The organism is Pseudomonas sp. LBUM920, from assembly GCF_003852315.1.
Classification (GTDB): domain Bacteria; phylum Pseudomonadota; class Gammaproteobacteria; order Pseudomonadales; family Pseudomonadaceae; genus Aquipseudomonas.
In genome coordinates this window covers 5,738,134-5,755,934 of sequence record NZ_CP027762.1, presented here as the reverse complement: position 1 = coordinate 5,755,934, position 17,801 = coordinate 5,738,134, and the positions used below count along the sequence as shown (strand labels likewise).

The window sequence follows — 17,801 nt, the reverse complement described above, 5'->3', positions numbered from 1 at the left end:
GGCCAAAGCCATTCGGCGTTATCAGTCTTCGCTGATCGGTAACACGTAGTTCTTGAACTCCGTATCTTCGCGAAAGCCGATCGACTCATAAGTCTTCTGCGCCACCTCGTTATCACTGCTGGTCGACACCCGCAGCCGCACCGCCTGGGTTTCCTTGGCCATTTTCTTGGCCGTGCGCATCAGGTTGTCCGCCACCAATTGCCGGCGCGCATCTTCGGCCACGTAGATGTCATTGAGGATCCACACGCGTTTAAGCGACAGCGACGAAAAGCTCGGGTACAGCTGACAAAAACCCAGCAGTCGCTTGTCATCATCGTCGGCCAGGGCCAGGTAGATCACCGACTCCTTGCGGCGCAGGCGTTTTTCCAGAAACGCCCGCGATGAGTCGGGGAACGGCAGCGCGCCATAGAACTCGCGGTATTTGACGAACAACGGGGTCAACAGGTCCAAGTGTTCCAGGGTCGCTTGAGTAATCCGCATGCCAGGCCTCAACTTCCAAATGGGGGATGACCACACAAGCGGCCGTGACCGGATGCTGCCTAATGGCGCAAAAAAGCGCAATCGTGCGGCTATCGGTCATTCCGGCGGGCTGAGCAGGAAATTGCCTTTCATCAGGTCAGGATCGTCCGACTCGATGGTCTGTACCTGTGCCTCGTCCTTGAGGTTGACCCCCGACAGCTGCCGGCGACACGCCTCTTTCATCAAGTAAAGCAGGCGATGCGCGGCCATGCCGTAGCTCAGGCCTTCCAGGCGCACGTTGGAAATGCAGTTGCGATACGCATCGGTGAGCCCGACCTTGGGGTTGTAGGTGAAATACAACCCCAGGCTGTCCGGCGAGCTGAGCCCCGGCCGCTCGCCGATCAGAATCACCACCATCTTGGCGCCCAGCAACTGGCCGATTTCATCGGCCACCGCCACGCGCCCCTGTTCCACCAGGATGACTGGCGACAAGGACCACCCTTCGGCGTGAGTCTGTTCTTCCATGCGTGTCAGAAACGGCAACGTGTGTTTATGCACGGCCAGCGCCGACAGCCCATCGGCCACCACCACGGCCAGGTCCACACCGCCAGGGTTCGCGGCGGCGTAGTCGCGCAAGCTCTGCGCCGACTCATCACTGAGGCGTCGCCCCAGGTCCGGGCGTTGCAAATACATATGTCGGTCAACGGCGGCACTGTGCAGCAGCAAGCTCTCACGGCCGCGCTCGGCCATTTGGCTGCTCAGGCCTTCATGGTCAAAAGGCAGGTGCACCGCATCGCGCGCCTGGGCGTGGGCGAATTGGAAGTCCAGCTGCGCACTGGTGGGAATGCTGGTGCCGGTGCGGCCCAGGGCGATGCGCGCCGGGGTCAGGCGGCGCAGTTCCAGCCACGGGTTGTCAGGCAGTTCTACTTGCACAGGCGGCTCCTTCATCCCAATTGCTTCAAGGCGTGGCGAAACGCCGGTGGCAGGCTGTTGCCGAAGTGCACCTTGCCGTCGGCTTGCGTGAAGATGCCCATCTTGGCCAACCACTGTTCAAACTCCGGCGCCGGTTTTAAACCCAATGTTTGTCGGGCGTACAACGCGTCGTGAAACGAGGTGGTCTGGTAGTTGAGCATGATGTCGTCGGAGCCGGGGATGCCCATGATGAAGTTGATCCCGGCCACGCCCAGCAGGGTCAGCAGGGTGTCCATGTCATCCTGGTCGGCCTCGGCGTGGTTGGTGTAGCAGATGTCGCAACCCATCGGCACGCCGAGCAGCTTGCCGCAGAAGTGGTCTTCCAGGCCGGCGCGAATGATCTGCTTGCCGTTGTACAGGTACTCCGGGCCGATAAAACCTACGACGGTGTTGACCAAAAACGGCTTGAAATGCCGCGCAACGGCGTAGGCGCGGGTCTCACAGGTTTGCTGGTCGACGCCAAAGTGCGCGTTGGCCGATAAGGCGCTGCCCTGGCCGGTTTCGAAGTACATCAGGTTCTGGCCCAAGGTGCCGCGGTTCAGGCTCAAACCTGCCTCGTAACCCTCCTGCAGCACGCTCAGGCTGATGCCGAAACTGGCGTTGGCCGCTTCGGTGCCGGCAATCGACTGGAACACCAGGTCCAGCGGCACGCCCCGGTTGATGGCCTCGATGGACGTGGTCACGTGAGTCAGCACGCAGGCCTGGGTGGGGATTTCGTAGCGCTGGATGATCGCATCAAGCATCTCAAGCATGGCGCAGATCGAGGCGATGCTGTCGGTGGCCGGGTTGATGCCGATCATGGCGTCGCCGTTGCCGTAGAGCAGGCCGTCGAGAATGCTCGCGGCGATGCCCGCCGGCTCGTCCGTCGGGTGGTTGGGCTGCAGGCGCGTCGACAGGCGCCCGCGCAGGCCCATGGTGCCGCGAAACTGAGTGACCACGCGGATCTTTTGCGCAACCAACACCAAGTCCTGCACGCGCATGATCTTGGAGACGGCGGCGGCCATTTCCGGTGTTAGCCCCGGCGCCAATGCGCGTAGGGCGTGTTCGTCGGCCGCGTCACTGAGCAGCCAGTCGCGCAGGCCGCCGACGGTGAGGTGGCTGACCACGCTAAACGCCTGTTTATCGTGGGTGTCGATAATCAGCCGGGTGACTTCGTCGCTTTCGTAGGGGATCAGCACTTCTTCGAGGAAGTGCTTCAACGGGATGTTCGCCAACGCCATCTGCGCCGCCACGCGTTCGCCGTCGTTCTGCGCGGCCACGCCGGCCAGGAAGTCCCCGGAACGCGCCGGGCTGGCCTTGGCCATCACGTCCTTGAGGCTGTTGAAGCGGTAGGTCTGTGCACCCACCGCGTGGGAAAAGCTTGCCATACAGTGTCTCCTTGGCGACGCGGGCCAGCTGCCCGCGTCGAGGTTTACGGCATTCAGTGCAAGGCGGCCTCTGCGGCCTGGATCGCGGCGAATTCTTCTTCGGGCGTGCCTGCTACCAAGTGATGCCGGCTGTAGAAAGCAAAGTAAGCAATTAATACTCCATAGATGATCGCGGCGCCAATCACCACCCGCGGATCCACCAGAAAGCCCGCCACTACGGCCACGCAGGCCAGTACCAGCGCGACACCAGAGGTGAAAATGCCGCCCGGCGTGCGGTACGGACGGTCCATTTTGGGGCGGCGGATGCGCAGGGTGATGTGCGCGGCCATCATCAGTACGTAGGAAATGGTCGCGCCGAAGACCGCCACCAAAATCAGCAAATCACCCTGGCCGGTCAGCGACAGGCCAAAACCGATGATGCCCGGGATCACCAGCGCCAGCACCGGCGCCTTGCTTTTGTTGGTTTGCGACAGCTTGCGCGGCAAGTAACCGGCGCGGGACAAGGCGAAGATCTGCCGCGAATAGGCGTAGATGATCGAGAAAAAGCTCGCGATCAGCCCGGCCAAGCCAACCAGGTTGACGAAGCTGCCCATCCAGGTCGAACCGCCGTAGGACAGTGCCAGCGCCTCAACCAACGGGTTGCCCGACTTGATCAGCGCGTAAGTGCCGGCGCCGCCGGGTGCGATGACCAGAATCAACAGGGCAAAACTGGTCAGCACCACAATGGCGCCGATCAAGCCACGAGGCAGGTCACGCTTGGGGTTCTTGGTTTCTTCGGCAGCCAGCGGCACGCCTTCGACGGCGAGGAAAAACCAGATCGCATAGGGAATCGCCGCCCAGACGCCGACGTAGCCGAACGGCAAGAAAGTGCTGGCGCCTTTGGCCTCGGTCACGGGGATGTCCAGCAGGTTCGCAATGTTGAAGTGCGGCACCATCGACACCAGGAACACGCCCAAGGCAATCGCCGCTACGGCAGTAATCACAAACATCAGCTTCAAGGCTTCGCCCACGCCGAAGATGTGGATGCCGATAAAGATGATGTAGAACGCCAGGTAAATCATCCAGCCGCCAATGCCGAACAGTGACTCGCAATAAGCACCGATAAACACCGCGATGGCCGCGGGGGCGATGGCGTATTCGATCAGGATCGCGGTGCCGGTAAGGAAGCCGCCCCAGGGGCCAAAGGCGCTGCGGGCAAAGCCGTAGCCGCCGCCGGCGGTGGGGATCATGGAAGACAGTTCGGCCAGCGAGAAGCACATGCACAGGTACATGGTGGCCATCAGCAAGGTGGCGAGGAACATGCCGCCCCAGCCACCTTGGGCCAGGCCGAAGTTCCAGCCGGCGTAGTCACCGGAGATCACATAGGCAACGCCAAGGCCGACCAACAGCACCCAGCCGGCGGCGCCTTTTTTAAGTTCGCGTTGTTGGAAGTAGTCGGTGCCGACTTTTTCGAAGTCGACGGAAGAGCCAGTGGGTTCGCTAGGCATGGGAAAGTACCGTCCATTCTTATTGTTTTAACTCGGCCTCTTTGTGCCGAATGCGAGTTGCGAGTACTTGCGTAGATCTAATGTGGGAGCTGGCTTGCCTGCGATAGCATCAACGAGCTGTGCTTGACACACCAAGGTGCCTGCATCGCAGGCAAGCCAGCTCCCACACTTGATTGCATGTCAAGTTGAGAACTGGTCGCCCGTTACAGGTTTAAGTTAGAAGAAACCCAACGGATTAATGTCGTAGCTCACCAGCAAGTTCTTGGTCTGCTGGTAGTGATCCAACATCATCTTGTGCGTCTCACGGCCTACACCGGACTTCTTGTAACCGCCGAACGCGGCGTGCGCCGGGTACAGGTGGTAGCAGTTGGTCCATACGCGGCCGGCCTTGATCGCGCGGCCCATGCGGTAGGCGCGGTTGATGTCGCGGGTCCACACACCGGCGCCCAGGCCGAACTCGGTGTCGTTGGCAATTGCCAGGGCTTCGGCTTCGTCCTTGAAGGTGGTGATGCTCACCACCGGGCCGAAGATTTCTTCCTGGAACACGCGCATTTCGTTGGTGCCCTTGAGCAGGGTCGGCTGGATGTAATACCCGCCGGCCATGTCGCCGCTGAGCTTCTCGACCTTGCCGCCGGTGAGCAATTGCGCGCCTTCGCCCTTGGCGATTTCCAGGTAGGACAGGATCTTGTCGAACTGCTGCTCGGACGCCTGGGCGCCGACCATGGTGTCAGTGTCCAGCGGGTCGCCGCGTTTGATCTGCTCGATCTTTTTCATCACCACTTTCATGAAGTCGTCGTAGATCGACTCTTCCACCAGCGCGCGCGATGGGCAGGTGCACACTTCGCCCTGGTTGAAAAACGCCAGCACGAGGCCTTCGGCGGCCTTTTCGATAAACGACGGTTCGGCTTTCATGATGTCGGCGAAGAAGATGTTCGGCGACTTGCCGCCCAGCTCAACGGTGGACGGAATAATGTTCTCGGCCGCCGCGTGCATGATGTGCGAGCCCACCGGGGTCGAGCCGGTAAAGGCGATCTTGGCGATGCGTTTGCTGGTGGCCAGGGCTTCGCCGGCTTCTTTGCCGTAACCGTGCACCACGTTCAGCACGCCTGGCGGCAGCAGGTCGCCGATCAGTTCCATCAGCACGTTGATGCCCAGCGGTGTTTGCTCGGCGGGCTTGAGCACCACGCAGTTACCGGCAGCCAGGGCCGGGGCGAGTTTCCACGCGGCCATCAGCAGCGGGAAGTTCCACGGGATGATCTGGCCGACCACGCCCAGCGGTTCGTGGAAGTGATACGAGGCGGTCAGTTCGTTGATTTCGGCGCTGGTGCCTTCCTGCGCGCGGATGCAGCCGGCGAAGTAGCGGAAATGGTCGGCCGCCAGTGGGATGTCGGCGTTGAGGGTTTCACGCACGGCTTTGCCGTTGTCCCAGGTTTCGGTGATGGCCAGCAGTTCGAGGTTCTGTTCGATGCGGTCGGCGATTTTCAGCAGCACCAGCGAGCGGTCCTGAGCCGAGGTCTTGCCCCAGGCATCCGCGGCGGCGTGGGCGGCGTCGAGGGCTTTGTCGATGTCTTTGGCCGTGGAGCGCGGGAAGTCGGCGATGGGCTTGCCGTTGACCGGCGAGGTGTTGGTGAAGTAGTTGCCATCCACCGGCGCGACGAATTCGCCGCCGATGTAGTTACCGTACTTGGCCTTGAACGAAACAATCGCGCCTTCAGTACCGGGATGTGCATAACGCATGGTGGGTATCTCCTGACTTTTATGTTTATTGGAGTACAGCGGTGTTGCGCTTGATAAAGCGTAGAGCAAAGGTCGGGCCACTGCTTTGCAGGCCAGGTAAATCAAGGGTTTGAGGTTTATTGAAAGGCGTTGCTGTGACAGGGCTGGTACAGGTGGGGTGACAGTGTGTGCCACAAACGGTACAGCCTGTGACCGGCGGGTCTGCCCGGGATTGCAATGCCTGGGTGGCTGGGGGATGCTGGCTGTTCTCACGCAGAGAGAATAATAAGAACATGCAGAACGATCATTTCAGTCGCCATGCCCAGCAAGTCCTCACCGTCACCCGTGGGCAGGACCTTGCCCAAGGCCCCGGCAGCGACCCGTCCATCGCCCGCTCCTGGCTGCGCTGCCTGGAGGATTATCACCTCGACCCCGCGTTGAGCATCGCCCCCACCGTGCTCGAACATGGCCGCCTGCTGGAAAGCCGCGAACGCCTGCAGCAGGTGCTGCACATTGCCGGCAGCGAAATGAACAGCCTGCATCAGCAGCTTTCCGGCGCCGGCCATGCGGTATTGCTCACCGATGCGCGTGGGGTGATTCTCAACTGTGTGACAGCACCTTCGGAACGCAAGATTTTCGAGCGCGCCGGGCTCTGGTTGGGCGCCGACTGGAGTGAGGCGTGCGAAGGCACCAACGGCATCGGCACCTGCCTGGTGGAGCGCCAGTCCCTGACCATTCACCGCGATGAGCATTTTCGCGGCCGCCACACCGGCCTGACCTGTTCGGCGAGCCCGGTGTTCGACCCTCAGGGCGAGCTGTTGGCCGTGCTGGACGTGTCGTCGGCGCGCGAGGCCGTGTCGCGTCAGAGCCAATTCCACACCATGGCGCTGGTGAACCTGTCGGCGAAGATGATCGAGAGTTGTTACTTCCTGCGTCATTTTGAAAACCAGTGGTTGCTGCGTTTTCACCTGCAGGCCGAATCCGTGGGGCTGTTCAGTGAAGGGTTGCTGGCGTTCGATGGCGAAGGGCGGATCTGCGCCGTCAACCAAAGCGCGCTCAACCTGCTGGCACAGGTTCGTGGCGGTTTGCTGGGGCAACCGGTGGAAGCGTTTTTCGAGTGTTCCCTTGATCAACTGCTTGGCCGTGCCAGCGCCAACGCCACGGCCAGTTGGCCACTGCGTACGCGTGATGGCCGGCATTTATTCGCCGCATTGCGCGGCCAGGCACGCAGCGTGCCGGCACCGCAGGCCAAGCCCGAGGCGCCGCGCCTGACGGGCATCTGCTTGGGCGACCCGGTGCTGCAGAATGAGTTTCGCAAGGCGCTGCGGGTGTTCCAGCGCGACGTACCGTTGCTGATCAACGGTGAAACCGGTTCGGGCAAGGAAGCTTTCGCCAAGGCCGTGCATCAGGCCAGTCAGCGGGCTGACAAAGCCTTTGTTGCGCTCAACTGCGCCGCCATTCCTGAGAGCCTGATCGAAAGCGAACTATTCGGGTATCGCGGCGGCAGTTTTACCGGCGCGCTCAAGGAAGGCATGCGCGGCAAGTTACAGCAGGCCGACGGCGGCACCTTGTTTCTCGACGAGATCGGCGACATGCCCCTCGCATTGCAAACCCGCCTGCTGAGAGTGTTGGAAGACCGTCTGGTCGTGCCCATCGGCGGTGAGCCGCAAGCAATCAATGTGCGGATCATCAGCGCAACGCACCGTGATTTGTTGGCGCGTGTGGCCAGCGGCAGCTTCCGCGAAGACTTGTACTACCGCCTCAACGGCCTTGAAATCGACGTGCCGCCTTTGCGTGAGCGCAGCGACAAAGCTCAATTGCTGGACTTTTTGCTGGCCGATGAGGCGCCAGGGCAGGTCGTGTTGCTCGACGAGACGGCGCGTCAGGCGCTGCTGGACTTTGCCTGGCCGGGCAACGTGCGGCAGTTGCGCAACGTATTACGCACCTTGGCGGCGTTGTCCGAGGATGGGCGAATCAGGTTTGACGACTTGCCGTCAATCATTCGTCAGGCCCGACCCGCCGTGGCCTCTGAACCCGTTCCCGGCCTTGCCTTGAACGATGCGGAGCGCGTGGCCTTGCTTGAAGCGTTGCAGCAACACCATTGGCACATGACCCGCACCGCTGAGCATTTGGGGGTGAGCCGAAATACGCTTTACAGAAAGTTGCGCAAACACGGAATTGAACGCAGTTATTTAACTTAACCAGGCCATTAAACCCGCTTAAGTGTTGCGTAATGTAGAGAGAGAAACAAACAGCAATTGACATATCCGAATGCAGACTTTTCGGCAGTTTGTTGTGATGTTTGTAGGTAGTTGCACCACTCAGTGCGTGAACAGTCAGCCAGACTGTTTTGCCTGCGAGGTGTTGAATGACTAATGTTTCGAAGTTTAGTCCACAGCCAATCTTTCCAACTCATGCAGCGGCGCCGGTCGTGAAGTCCGCCCCGGCGCCCGCCGATAAGCCTGCCAGTGGACAGGAGCGCAGTGCCGGGTTGCCGGACAGCACCGAATGCCGCGCCATGGGGGATGCCCAGTTGGCGAGGTTCTTCGCAAGCGCTTTGGCCACGCGCTCCTACCAGACGTCGGGGATGTCGCCTGATGTTCAAGTGCCTGCAGGGTCCACGCTTGGGCGTTGGCGCGCCCAACTGGACAGCGCCTTCAAAGGCCCAGGGTTGCTGGCGTGGGCAAAAGGGCAAGGGCTTGATACGGCGGGTATGCAGCTGGACCCGGCGCGTGGGGAGCTTGCCGGCATCGTCGACGGCACAGTGCGCACGTTTACGCTACGGGACGATTCGGGGTGGTCCGATGTTTCCCGAACACTGTTGTCGATTGCCAGGGTGATCGCGCCTCAACCCGGGCAGGGGTTCAGTTACCCCTGGCCGGAAGGCAAAGTGCCGTTGTACACGGTGGGCCAGTTTTACAACCAGCCAATAGACCTCACACCTGCGCAAGCGGCCTTGCACCGCAAGAAACTGGCGAATAAGGCGCTGTTTGCGTTCGCGCCCTCGGCTTATGCGTCGCTGCGGTCTGCAGAGGCGTTGACCCGGCAGCAGACGGCGCTGGGTGATGACGCTAACCGTCATGCGCTCATGACTGCGCTGCGGTCTCAGACCGATGACGCCAGTGGGCGCATCGACCTGGACGCGATCATGCTTCAGATCGACCCGCGTTCCAGCCAATTTACCAGTGAGCAGCGCCCCCGGATGAGCGTGGGGCACATGCTCAGGCAGGAGGGGCATAAAGTGCCCGTCAATAGTCAGCAGGCCCAGGGTTTGGCGCTGGCGTTATCCTTTGACCTGGCCCATCGGGCGCCGCGCGCGAAGGCTGGCGGGGCAAGGTCGATCGCTGGTTTATTGAGCGCGACGTCACTGCGCAAGGTTCGCGCAACGGTAGGTCAATGGCACAAGGCCCAGGTAACCCACCGATCAAATCCTCAGGCGGACGCCGATGCGGGCAGCTTATTACGGCGGTTGATCAGCGAGCTTCCTCAGGCCACCAAGGCAACCATCGCGCGTAACCCTGCGTCGGCATTGGATCTGCTGATTCGATCACCCAAGGCGCGGGCCTTGGGTCAGGAGATACAAAAAAAGATCAAGGTGATCGAGACGCCCACCAGTGTAAACGAGTGTGTGAGTGTCGCCCTGGTGCAAGAGCTTGATCCTGGAATGGGCAAGTCCTGCTTCAACCTGGCGGGCTACAACCTGTATCAAGGGGACAACGCAGGTTGCTCACCTGCAACCATTGTCAAAGGTTTCACCGCTCACCTTGAGCGTAAGGTCGGGGTTGAAGCGGCGCCTGTGGCTGCGCAGTTATTATTAGCGGCCGCCGGCCCGGAGTTCCTGGTAAAAGACATACCGCCCAACCTTGTTTACGGCTCTCATACGTGGGCGAACTTCGCCATAGAAGTTTCACGTATTGAGCAACAAGTGCCTGGCGCTGCGGGGAATATGACGTTCAGCCAAGTAATGGCGTTTGGTGAAGCGCCGCTCACGTCCCTGGAAGGCGAGGATCAGCTGAGCGCCGCGTCGGGCAGTGCAATTATTACCTGGGGCCTGGCCAACGGTGTTATCGCGTTTAAACCCAACCACGACTATGGGTACACAGACGTCAAGCGTTCACAAGAGGCGTTGAATAAACAACAAAAAGAGCTGGCATGGGCAGGTGATGCCTTGTCAGCACCTGCGACGACGCGAGAGCAGTTGGCGGTGGCCGAGTTGAAGCGGGTGTTTCCTGAGTTGGACCCCACCCAAAAAGTCTTGCAGGCACCATGGGTCAAACATGACCCTGTTTCGCTGCTTGATGTGTATATGAGTGGTCCGATCAAACCAGAGCGCTGGCGGTCGCTGAATAATAAGGCGCTGCCTTGGGCGGCGATAACGCCACGCCTTGCTCAACTTGTTCCTGATATCAATCAGGTATTTTCTACAACCTTTGAGAACTATAAAGTGGCGCATGACAGTGCCTGGGCCATTCAGTTTAAGTATCAGCTTTCGCTATTACCCAGGGTGGACCGAGCGCGTATCGAACAGTCGGCCGTCAGTTTTATCGAGGTGTCTCGCCCCTTTCTTGATACGGCGCCTGCACCGGGATTTTCCTGGAACAGTGCAGAGCCTGTATCAGGGCTCTCCTTGTACGCCGATATCAAGCCCCGAACGCCCACGGTACAAGAGGTCGAGGCACTCAAAGGCCGGCATGGTTTGCTCATGAAAGTAGCGGGGAGTGCGGGCCAGGCCAGCTACTACAGTTACTTCCCGGCATTGGGGCGGTTCGTCAAGGAAAGCGGGTTTCCGGGTGAACACACCAATGCTGACGATGGCGCCTATTTTGGCGGGAGCACCCAAGGTCGTGTTCCGGGCACGTACAACGTCTATACGCAATACGGCGCGACCCATCACGGGCGTGATCCCCTTGAACGCCCTGGTAAATTGAACGGGACGTACTTTTCCGCCAAAAGCGGCGCCCTTGGTATCACGGCGGCCAGTTTTTTTACCCGTGACTATGAAGCGCTGAAGTCCAAGGCGGCCGGGATCACGGCGATAGAAAAAGGAGAACGCTACGACAAACAGTTGAAAGCTTTTTTTCTGGGACTGATCCCTTTCTATGACGGCATTCAGGACGCAATCAGGGGCGACGTGTCGGGTGCGATCTTCAATATCGGGTTCGACATTTTAGGCTTTGTTCTTCCGGCGCTTAACACTGCTCGAAAGACCGTCAAGGGCGGTCAGGCGCTCAGCAATGTCATCAAGAGTTCGGTCTTTGCCGGCGTTGGCGCTTCGGTGGGCTATACCGACGCGGCCGATATTGCGAAAAACCTTAATCGAGGCGCGAGTGCTGGGTATAAGGACATCAAGTACGTGCTTGAACATGGCGACCAGGTGTTGTCCCGATTAAGAGGGCACTCGCGCAGCTATGATGTGACAAAGGTTTATAAAGACGATGATGTCGTCAAAGGGTTTCATCGCGCGCAAAGCAATAATTTGTGGGTGCCCGTGGTTGCTGTTTTCAAGAAAGGTGCGTGGTACGCCTACAATACGCTCACCAATACGCCGTTTGGCCCCCAGTTACTGCAGTTCGGTGTGGTGAGCGCGCTGGCACCTGCGGCCACATAATTTAGTCAGTAATTATCGGGTGTTAAGTAACGGTCTCTGGGTGTTTGAGAAGTTATGGCTGTGGGTAAGTAGTCTGCTCATTAATCGGTTGTATATTTATAGAGTTTAATCGGAACGTTATTGGTTGTTGTGCCACGTATTAAATGAAGGAAATGGATGACTTTCTAATGTTAATCAACCATTAGGTAAATCATTATGATGTTTTCAAATTCAATCTCGCGGCCCTTGGCATTCTCAAAGATTGGGGATCTTTTCTCCTCAGGTTTTACCAGGGTAGACATCTCGGGTGTTCCTTCCGGTTCTACGCGGGTTATTGACGCGCCGAAACTCGAAGGCGGGTCAGGCAGCAAACCCGGGGCAGGTAATCAGGCCTATGATCAGCATTTGGTGGACGCACACGTGAATGGCTTCAGCGCGCCAGGCCACGCGAGCGGTACCCGCACGCCGGGAGAGTCACCTGACACTCCTGACACACCGGAAATGGCCGATTACCACGCCAAGCATCAAAAAGAATGGCAAGTCCAAAAGGACGCTGGAATGCGAGATAAGTTGTTCGCGCAACCGACGCCCGGTCGAGTAGAGGGCCAGGAAGTCGAACCGTTTTCTGCACGGGGCCTGGAAGAAAACGCAGCGGAGCTGGTGCAGGCCAGCAGTGCGAAAGCGGACCGTGCGCTCCCGCTTCAGCGCAAGGACATTGCAAAAGTCGCCAGCATCACGGCAGTGGTGACAGTACCGCTTTCGACGGTTGGCGTGGTCGCCAGCGGAGCCATTCTGGAGGTCGTAAAACCCCTCATCAGTTCGACGAAGACGGCCGCCACTGAGCAAAGTGTTCAGGATGGGCGTCTGGTGGATCATAGTCAGAAGAGCGTATTTCTGTTGGCAAATACCTTGGCGGATCTTCGTTCCGAGCCGCATGTACAGCCAGGCCTGGAATGGGTCGCGAAAACGAACGAAGAGCGAATGGATTATCTCGAGGAGATGCTTGATTACATCGAGCCGGCATTTGCCAACGAAGCGCAGAAGCTGGGTATTTCCTTTCAGGCCGCCTCAACCGGGGCCGAAAAAGACGACATCAAAAGCCGGGCGCTTGGCTTGGAGTCCAGGATGGCGGCCCTTACCGCGTTGATGGGGGCAATGAAAGTGAAGCACCGGGGCAGCGCCGCCTAGGTGAGCGCCGGCGTCCCAGGCTCTGAGCCACAGAGCCAGCAATGAAAGAAGTGCGGTTGTCTTCGATGGGTTGCGTACTGGCAACCACAGCGTAGGCGGCGGCACTTCTTTTTCGGTAAACGGCCGTCTGGATTGACCCCATCGCCCCAGCACTGCGGCAGCTAAAGAGTGCGATTTTCCCCTCCCTGCGCTAACCTGCCTCGATGTTTTACGAGGTCAACCATGCACATTCATATTCTCGGTATTTGCGGCACCTTCATGGGTTCGATGGCGGTTCTGGCCAAAGAGTTGGGCCACCACGTCACCGGCTCCGACGCCAATGTTTACCCGCCCATGAGCACGCAACTGCAGGCCCAGGGTATCGAGTTGAGCCAAGGCTACGATCCGTCGCAATTCCACCCGGTGCCAGACCTGGTGGTGATCGGCAACGCCATGGTGCGGGGCAACCCGGCGGTCGAGTATGTACTCAATAAAGGTTTGCCTTATGTCTCCGGCCCGCAGTGGCTGGCGGACCACGTGCTGCAAGGTCGCTGGGTACTCGCGGTGGCCGGCACTCACGGCAAGACCACCACCAGCAGCATGCTCGCCTGGGTGTTGGAGCACGCAGGCATGAGCCCGGGCTTTTTGATTGGCGGTGTGCCGCAAAACTTTGCGGTGTCGGCGCGCCTGGGCGACACACCGTTCTTCGTGATCGAGGCAGATGAATACGACAGCGCGTTCTTCGACAAACGCTCCAAGTTCGTCCATTACCGCCCGCGCACGGCGATCCTGAACAACCTTGAGTTCGATCACGCCGACATCTTCCCCGATCTGCCGGCTATCGAGCGCCAGTTCCACCACTTGGTGCGCACCATACCGAGCGAAGGCCTGGTCATCCATCCGACCACCGAGCCGGCCTTGCAGCGTGTGATCGATATGGGCTGCTGGACCCCAGTGCAAACTACCGGCGCGGGTGGGCAGTGGCAGGTCAACCTGCTCAGCGAAGACGGTTCCAGATTTGAAGTGCTGTTTGAAGGGCAAGCCCAAGGCATCGTCGAGTGGGGCATGACTGGCCAGCACAACGTCGCCAACGCCTTGGTCACCCTGGCGGCCGCGCGACATGTGGGCGTGGTGCCCGCCATGGGCATCGCCGCGTTGAGTGCTTTCAAAAGCGTGAAGCGGCGCATGGAGAAAGTCGCCGACGTCAACGGGATTACCATCTACGACGACTTTGCCCACCACCCGACGGCCATTGCCACCACGCTGGATGGCCTGCGCAAGCAGGTCGGCGATGCGCCGATCATTGCCATTGTCGAGCCGCGCTCCAATTCCATGAAGCTGGGCGCGCACCGTGATGGTCTGCCGGAAAGCGTCAATGACGCCGACCAAGTGGTCTGGTATGCGCCGCCCAACCTTGGCTGGGACCTGCCGGGCATTGCAGCGCTGTGCACCGTGCCCTCAACCGTTTGCGATTCCATCGAGGGCATCATTGAGCACGTCAAGCATCAAGCCACGCCGGGCACCCACATCGTGGTGATGAGCAACGGTGGCTTCGGCGGCCTGCATGGCAAGCTGGCCGAGGCGCTGAAATGAGCGGCCCGGAACGCGTCACCCTGGCGATGACCGGTGCCTCCGGCGCGCCCTATGGCCTGCGTCTGCTCGATTGCCTGGTGCGCGAAGACCGCGAGGTGCATTTTTTGATCTCCAAGGCCGCGCAGTTGGTGTTGGCCACCGAAACTGATGTCGCGCTGCCGCCCAAGGTGCAGATGATGCAAGCCTTCCTCACCGAATACACCGGGGCTGCGGCAGGGCAGATCAAGGTTTACGGCAAAGAGGATTGGATGTCGCCCGTGGCCTCAGGCTCCGGGGCGCCGGCGGCGATGGTGGTGGTGCCGTGCTCTACCGGCACCTTGTCGGCGATTGCGACGGGCGCCTGCAACAACTTGATCGAGCGCGCGGCGGACGTGACCTTGAAGGAGCGCCGCCAGCTGATTCTGGTGCCGCGCGAGGCGCCGTATTCGAGCATCCATCTGGAGCACATGCTCAAGTTGTCGAACATGGGCGTGACCATCTTGCCGGCTTCGCCCGGCTTTTATCACCAGCCGCAGACCATTGATGACCTGGTGGATTTTGTGGTGGCGCGGATTCTCAACCTGCTGAACATTCCCCAGGACATGCTGCCGCGTTGGGGCGAGCACCATTTGAGCAGCGATGAATAAAGCCCTGTTAGTGCTGCTGGCGCTGCAACTGACGGGCTGCGCCACCGCACGCACGCTGGACGCAGCGCAGCCTGGCGCGCCGGTGGTGTACGCCGGCACGCGGCTGGATTTGTATGCGATTGACGGCGGCTGTTGCGCCAAGGACCGATTTGGCGCTGAAGCGCCGAGCTATCCGCACATCGACCTGCCGGCCAGCGCGCTGCTCGACACACTGCTGTTGCCGCTGTCGGTTCTGACGGTGTTGGGTGTGGGCTTCAACGCAACCGGTGGTCTGTAGCACCGACCTTGCAGGCAACACAAAACCAATGTGGGAGCGGGCTTGTTCGCGAATGCGGCGTGTCAGTCGATGCCTAAGTTGACTGATCCACCGCCTTCGCGAGCAAGCCCGCTCCCACCGTTTGTTGTGTGCCAAAGCTGAACGACGTTACTTGCCGAGCTTGCGCAACTCATCCGACTCGACCACCCGTACCCCGTCCTGCTCTTCCAGCGCCAGGCGCCACATGGCCCGAGCCAGCTCGCAGACTTCAATGCCGTGGTACTTGCCCGGAATCAGCCGCGACAACGGCCCGGCGAGCTGTTCAGCCAAACGGGGTTCCAGGCGCTCTCCCAGCAACAGCGAAGGTCGCGCGATGGTCAGTTGCGGCCAGTCCTGGGCCTTCAGCGCCTGCTCCATTTCGCCTTTGACGCGGTTGTAGAAGATCGAGGATTTCGGGTCGGCGCCAATTGCACTGATCACGATCAGGTGCCGCGCGCCCATTTCCCGAGCGCGCTTGGCGAAGGCCACGACCATGTCCAGGTCGACCGCGCGAAAGGCCGCTTCGGAGCCAGCCTGTTTGATTGTGGTGCCCAGGCAGCAGAAGGCGATATCGACCTGGCCGCTCAGTTGCGGCAGCAACGCCACTGGATCACCCACCGGGTTTTCCAGGTGCGGGTGTTCAGCCAGCGGCTTGCGGCTAGGCGCCAGTACGCGGGTCACGGTAGGTTCGTTGAGCAGGCGGTCGAGCAGGTGTTCGCCGGTGAGGCCCGAGGCTCCGGCGAGCAAGATATGTTGTGGTGTCAGGTACATGGTGTTTCCCCCTTGTTACACGTTACAGCTTAGTTGCCTTTGGCTTCCTTGCTATTCATTGAGACGCTTTCGAGCGCCTTTCGTGCCTGCTGTTTACGTAATAACTGCCAATGGGCGATCACGCCTTTGGGCGCCCATATCTGCGGTTCGGACGCTTCGAAGTTGTCCGCCTGTTCGCGCTCGGACACGTGCATTTGTGCCAGTTTGAAAGCCTGCTGTAAGTCATCTGTCTGGTTTAAAGCTTGTGCGAAAAGGGCATCGCCAAAGTAGGTGAAGTCCGCTTCCTCGGAGCAGCCGAAGGACACGCGATCGGCACGCGAGGCGGTCATGATCAGCGTGCGCTCATCTTTGAGCGCCGGGATAAACCCACCGGAGTAGCAGGCGGAAATCACGATGACCTTGTCGCGGTTTTTCAGCGGGGCGAGCACGGCGGCCAGTTCATCGGCCGGCAGGTCGGCCAGTTCCATGCGCGGTTGGTCGAGCACCAGTTCGTGTTCGTGAGTGCCATGGCTGGTCATGTAGATAAACACCAGGTCTTCCGGCCCCGTGCGCTCGGCCAGGGTTTGCACGGCGCGGCGCAGGCTTTCGCGCGTGGCCAGCGGGCGGTCGGCAATATGGTCGCGGTGGTTGACCAGGCGAATCTGCCCGCGCGCGCCGAAACGGGTGGCGAGCATGTTGCTCACATAATCGGCTTCGCGCAGGAACACGCTTTGCTTGCCGTCGCCGGCCAGCACCAGGGTGTACAGCTCGACGGCGGGGGTGGAGGCGGGCACGGCGGCGAGGGCGGCATCGAGCAAGCGGCCTTGGGCCAGTATGCCGATTTCCAGCGGGTCGGGCAGCAGCTTGCCGTCGGCGTCGCGCACGCGCATGCCGTTGACCCAGGTGCCGGCCTCTACGGTGCCATCGGTGAGCACGAGGGTGCCCTTGCCTTGATAGCTGTCGCTGTCGAACCCCCCGATATAGAAGCTGCCGTCGGTAAGGTTCAAGCGGCCTTCGCCGGTGAAGCGCCAGTCGCTGAACTGGCCGACATAGTGGCTGCCGTCCACGCCGATCAGCTCGCCTTTGCCGCTGAGGGCGCCTTCCTTGAACTGGCCGATCCACACGTCGCCGTCGGCGTTTTCATAGCGGCCTTTGCCATTGAGCTGGTTCTGTTTGAACTGGCCGACATAGATGTCGCCGTCGGCGCTGTTGAACGTGCCATTGCCTTCGAGTTGGCCATCGACAAAGTGGCCGCTGAACTGGTTGCCACTGTCGTCGTTACGCTGGCCTTCGCCATTCGGTTTGCCGTGGGCGAACTGGCCCTGATATTGGCTGCCGTCGGCCAGCTCGAGGCGGCCGAGGCCGGAATATTGATCGTCCTTGAATTCGCCGCGATAGGTCATTTGCCCCTCTTTGAGGGTGCCCTCGCCGTTGCGCCGGCCATTCTTGAAACCACCGACGTAACTGCTGCCCGCCGTGGTCAGGCTGCCCTGGCCGTCGAACAGGCCTTGCTGGAACTGGCCTTTATAGACCTCGCCGTTACTGCCATGCCATTCACCCTGGCCGTGCCATTGGCCTTTGTCGAACTGGCCGGCGTACCAGCTGCCGTTGGGGTAGTCGACCCGGCCCTGGCCTTGCAGCAAACCATTGACCACATCGCCCCGGTAACGGCCGCCATCGGGCAGGCGCGCATCGGGCGGCAACAGCGATTCGCCGTCTCCGCAAGCGGTGAGCAACAGGGCAAGGGCAAGGGGAGCGAGTGGGCGCATAGCGGGATCCGGA

The 17,801-nt window shown here is 60.3% G+C and carries 13 protein-coding genes; 6 read left to right on the top strand and 7 right to left on the bottom strand.

What is annotated here, in order from left to right; all coding sequences use genetic code 11:
- Nucleotides 1-21: 21 nt before the first annotated feature.
- The 5 genes from C4J83_RS26670 to exaC form a co-directional block, all read right to left on the bottom strand.
- Complete coding sequence (locus C4J83_RS26670) at nt 22-480, bottom strand: GNAT family N-acetyltransferase (RefSeq protein ID WP_017136027.1); 459 nt, start codon at nt 478-480, stop codon at nt 22-24.
- A 96-nt stretch (nt 481-576) separates the two neighbouring features.
- Nucleotides 577-1,407, bottom strand: coding sequence for an ethanolamine ammonia-lyase subunit EutC (eutC, locus tag C4J83_RS26665; protein WP_106579395.1), 831 nt, complete (start codon nt 1,405-1,407; stop codon nt 577-579).
- A complete protein-coding gene (locus C4J83_RS26660) occupies nt 1,404-2,798 on the bottom strand; it encodes an ethanolamine ammonia-lyase subunit EutB (protein WP_124418537.1) in 1,395 nt (464 codons plus the stop codon). Before C4J83_RS26660 ends, eutC begins: the two co-directional genes overlap by 4 nt.
- Nucleotides 2,799-2,851: 53 nt before the next feature.
- On the bottom strand, nt 2,852-4,285 hold the full coding sequence (eat, locus tag C4J83_RS26655; RefSeq protein WP_106579393.1) for an ethanolamine permease: 1,434 nt from the start codon (nt 4,283-4,285) through the stop codon (nt 2,852-2,854).
- A 216-nt stretch (nt 4,286-4,501) separates the two neighbouring features.
- Nucleotides 4,502-6,022, bottom strand: coding sequence for an acetaldehyde dehydrogenase ExaC (gene exaC, locus C4J83_RS26650; RefSeq protein WP_106579392.1), 1,521 nt, complete (start codon nt 6,020-6,022; stop codon nt 4,502-4,504).
- 272 nt (nt 6,023-6,294) lie between these two features.
- Between exaC and C4J83_RS26645 the strand changes: the two genes are divergently transcribed.
- From C4J83_RS26645 to C4J83_RS26620, 6 genes are all read left to right on the top strand, one after another.
- Complete coding sequence (locus C4J83_RS26645; protein WP_124418536.1) at nt 6,295-8,202, top strand: sigma-54-dependent Fis family transcriptional regulator; 1,908 nt, start codon at nt 6,295-6,297, stop codon at nt 8,200-8,202.
- A gap of 230 nt (nt 8,203-8,432) precedes the next feature.
- On the top strand, nt 8,433-11,609 hold the full coding sequence (locus tag C4J83_RS26640) for a hypothetical protein (protein ID WP_124418535.1): 3,177 nt from the start codon (nt 8,433-8,435) through the stop codon (nt 11,607-11,609).
- Between the two features lie 195 nt (nt 11,610-11,804).
- Nucleotides 11,805-12,776, top strand: a complete 972-nt coding sequence (locus C4J83_RS26635; protein ID WP_124418534.1) for a hypothetical protein — start codon at nt 11,805-11,807, stop codon at nt 12,774-12,776.
- 222 nt (nt 12,777-12,998) lie between these two features.
- Complete coding sequence (gene mpl / locus C4J83_RS26630) at nt 12,999-14,348, top strand: UDP-N-acetylmuramate:L-alanyl-gamma-D-glutamyl-meso-diaminopimelate ligase (protein WP_124418533.1); 1,350 nt, start codon at nt 12,999-13,001, stop codon at nt 14,346-14,348.
- A complete protein-coding gene (gene ubiX, locus C4J83_RS26625) occupies nt 14,345-14,974 on the top strand; it encodes a flavin prenyltransferase UbiX (RefSeq protein ID WP_003219402.1) in 630 nt (209 codons plus the stop codon). The genes mpl and ubiX overlap by 4 nt, the downstream gene beginning before the upstream one ends.
- Nucleotides 14,967-15,251 (top strand): YceK/YidQ family lipoprotein, encoded by a 285-nt coding sequence (locus C4J83_RS26620; RefSeq protein ID WP_106579387.1) that lies wholly within the window; start codon nt 14,967-14,969, stop codon nt 15,249-15,251. Before ubiX ends, C4J83_RS26620 begins: the two co-directional genes overlap by 8 nt.
- Nucleotides 15,252-15,398: 147 nt before the next feature.
- Here the strand turns inward: C4J83_RS26620 and C4J83_RS26615 are convergent, their stop codons facing one another.
- Together C4J83_RS26615 and C4J83_RS26610 are read right to left on the bottom strand one after the other, a co-directional pair.
- Nucleotides 15,399-16,040, bottom strand: a complete 642-nt coding sequence (locus tag C4J83_RS26615) for an oxidoreductase (protein ID WP_106579386.1) — start codon at nt 16,038-16,040, stop codon at nt 15,399-15,401.
- Between the two features lie 29 nt (nt 16,041-16,069).
- Entirely contained in the window at nt 16,070-17,788 is a 1,719-nt protein-coding gene (locus tag C4J83_RS26610) for a C13 family peptidase (protein WP_119740879.1), read from the bottom strand.
- Nucleotides 17,789-17,801 lie beyond the last annotated feature (13 nt).

Bases quoted from the DNA above. Each gene is read 5' to 3' on its own strand.
- C4J83_RS26670 (WP_017136027.1), bottom strand. From the start codon at position 480: ATGCGGATTACTCAAGCGACCCTGGAACACTTGGACCTGTTGACCCCG.
- eutC (WP_106579395.1), bottom strand. From the start codon at position 1,407: ATGAAGGAGCCGCCTGTGCAAGTAGAACTGCCTGACAACCCGTGGCTG.
- C4J83_RS26660 (WP_124418537.1), bottom strand. From the start codon at position 2,798: ATGGCAAGCTTTTCCCACGCGGTGGGTGCACAGACCTACCGCTTCAAC.
- eat (WP_106579393.1), bottom strand. From the start codon at position 4,285: ATGCCTAGCGAACCCACTGGCTCTTCCGTCGACTTCGAAAAAGTCGGC.
- exaC (WP_106579392.1), bottom strand. From the start codon at position 6,022: ATGCGTTATGCACATCCCGGTACTGAAGGCGCGATTGTTTCGTTCAAG.
- C4J83_RS26645 (WP_124418536.1), top strand. From the start codon at position 6,295: ATGCAGAACGATCATTTCAGTCGCCATGCCCAGCAAGTCCTCACCGTC.
- C4J83_RS26635 (WP_124418534.1), top strand. From the start codon at position 11,805: ATGATGTTTTCAAATTCAATCTCGCGGCCCTTGGCATTCTCAAAGATT.
- mpl (WP_124418533.1), top strand. From the start codon at position 12,999: ATGCACATTCATATTCTCGGTATTTGCGGCACCTTCATGGGTTCGATG.
- ubiX (WP_003219402.1), top strand. From the start codon at position 14,345: ATGAGCGGCCCGGAACGCGTCACCCTGGCGATGACCGGTGCCTCCGGC.
- C4J83_RS26620 (WP_106579387.1), top strand. From the start codon at position 14,967: ATGAATAAAGCCCTGTTAGTGCTGCTGGCGCTGCAACTGACGGGCTGC.
- C4J83_RS26615 (WP_106579386.1), bottom strand. From the start codon at position 16,040: ATGTACCTGACACCACAACATATCTTGCTCGCCGGAGCCTCGGGCCTC.
- C4J83_RS26610 (WP_119740879.1), bottom strand. From the start codon at position 17,788: ATGCGCCCACTCGCTCCCCTTGCCCTTGCCCTGTTGCTCACCGCTTGC.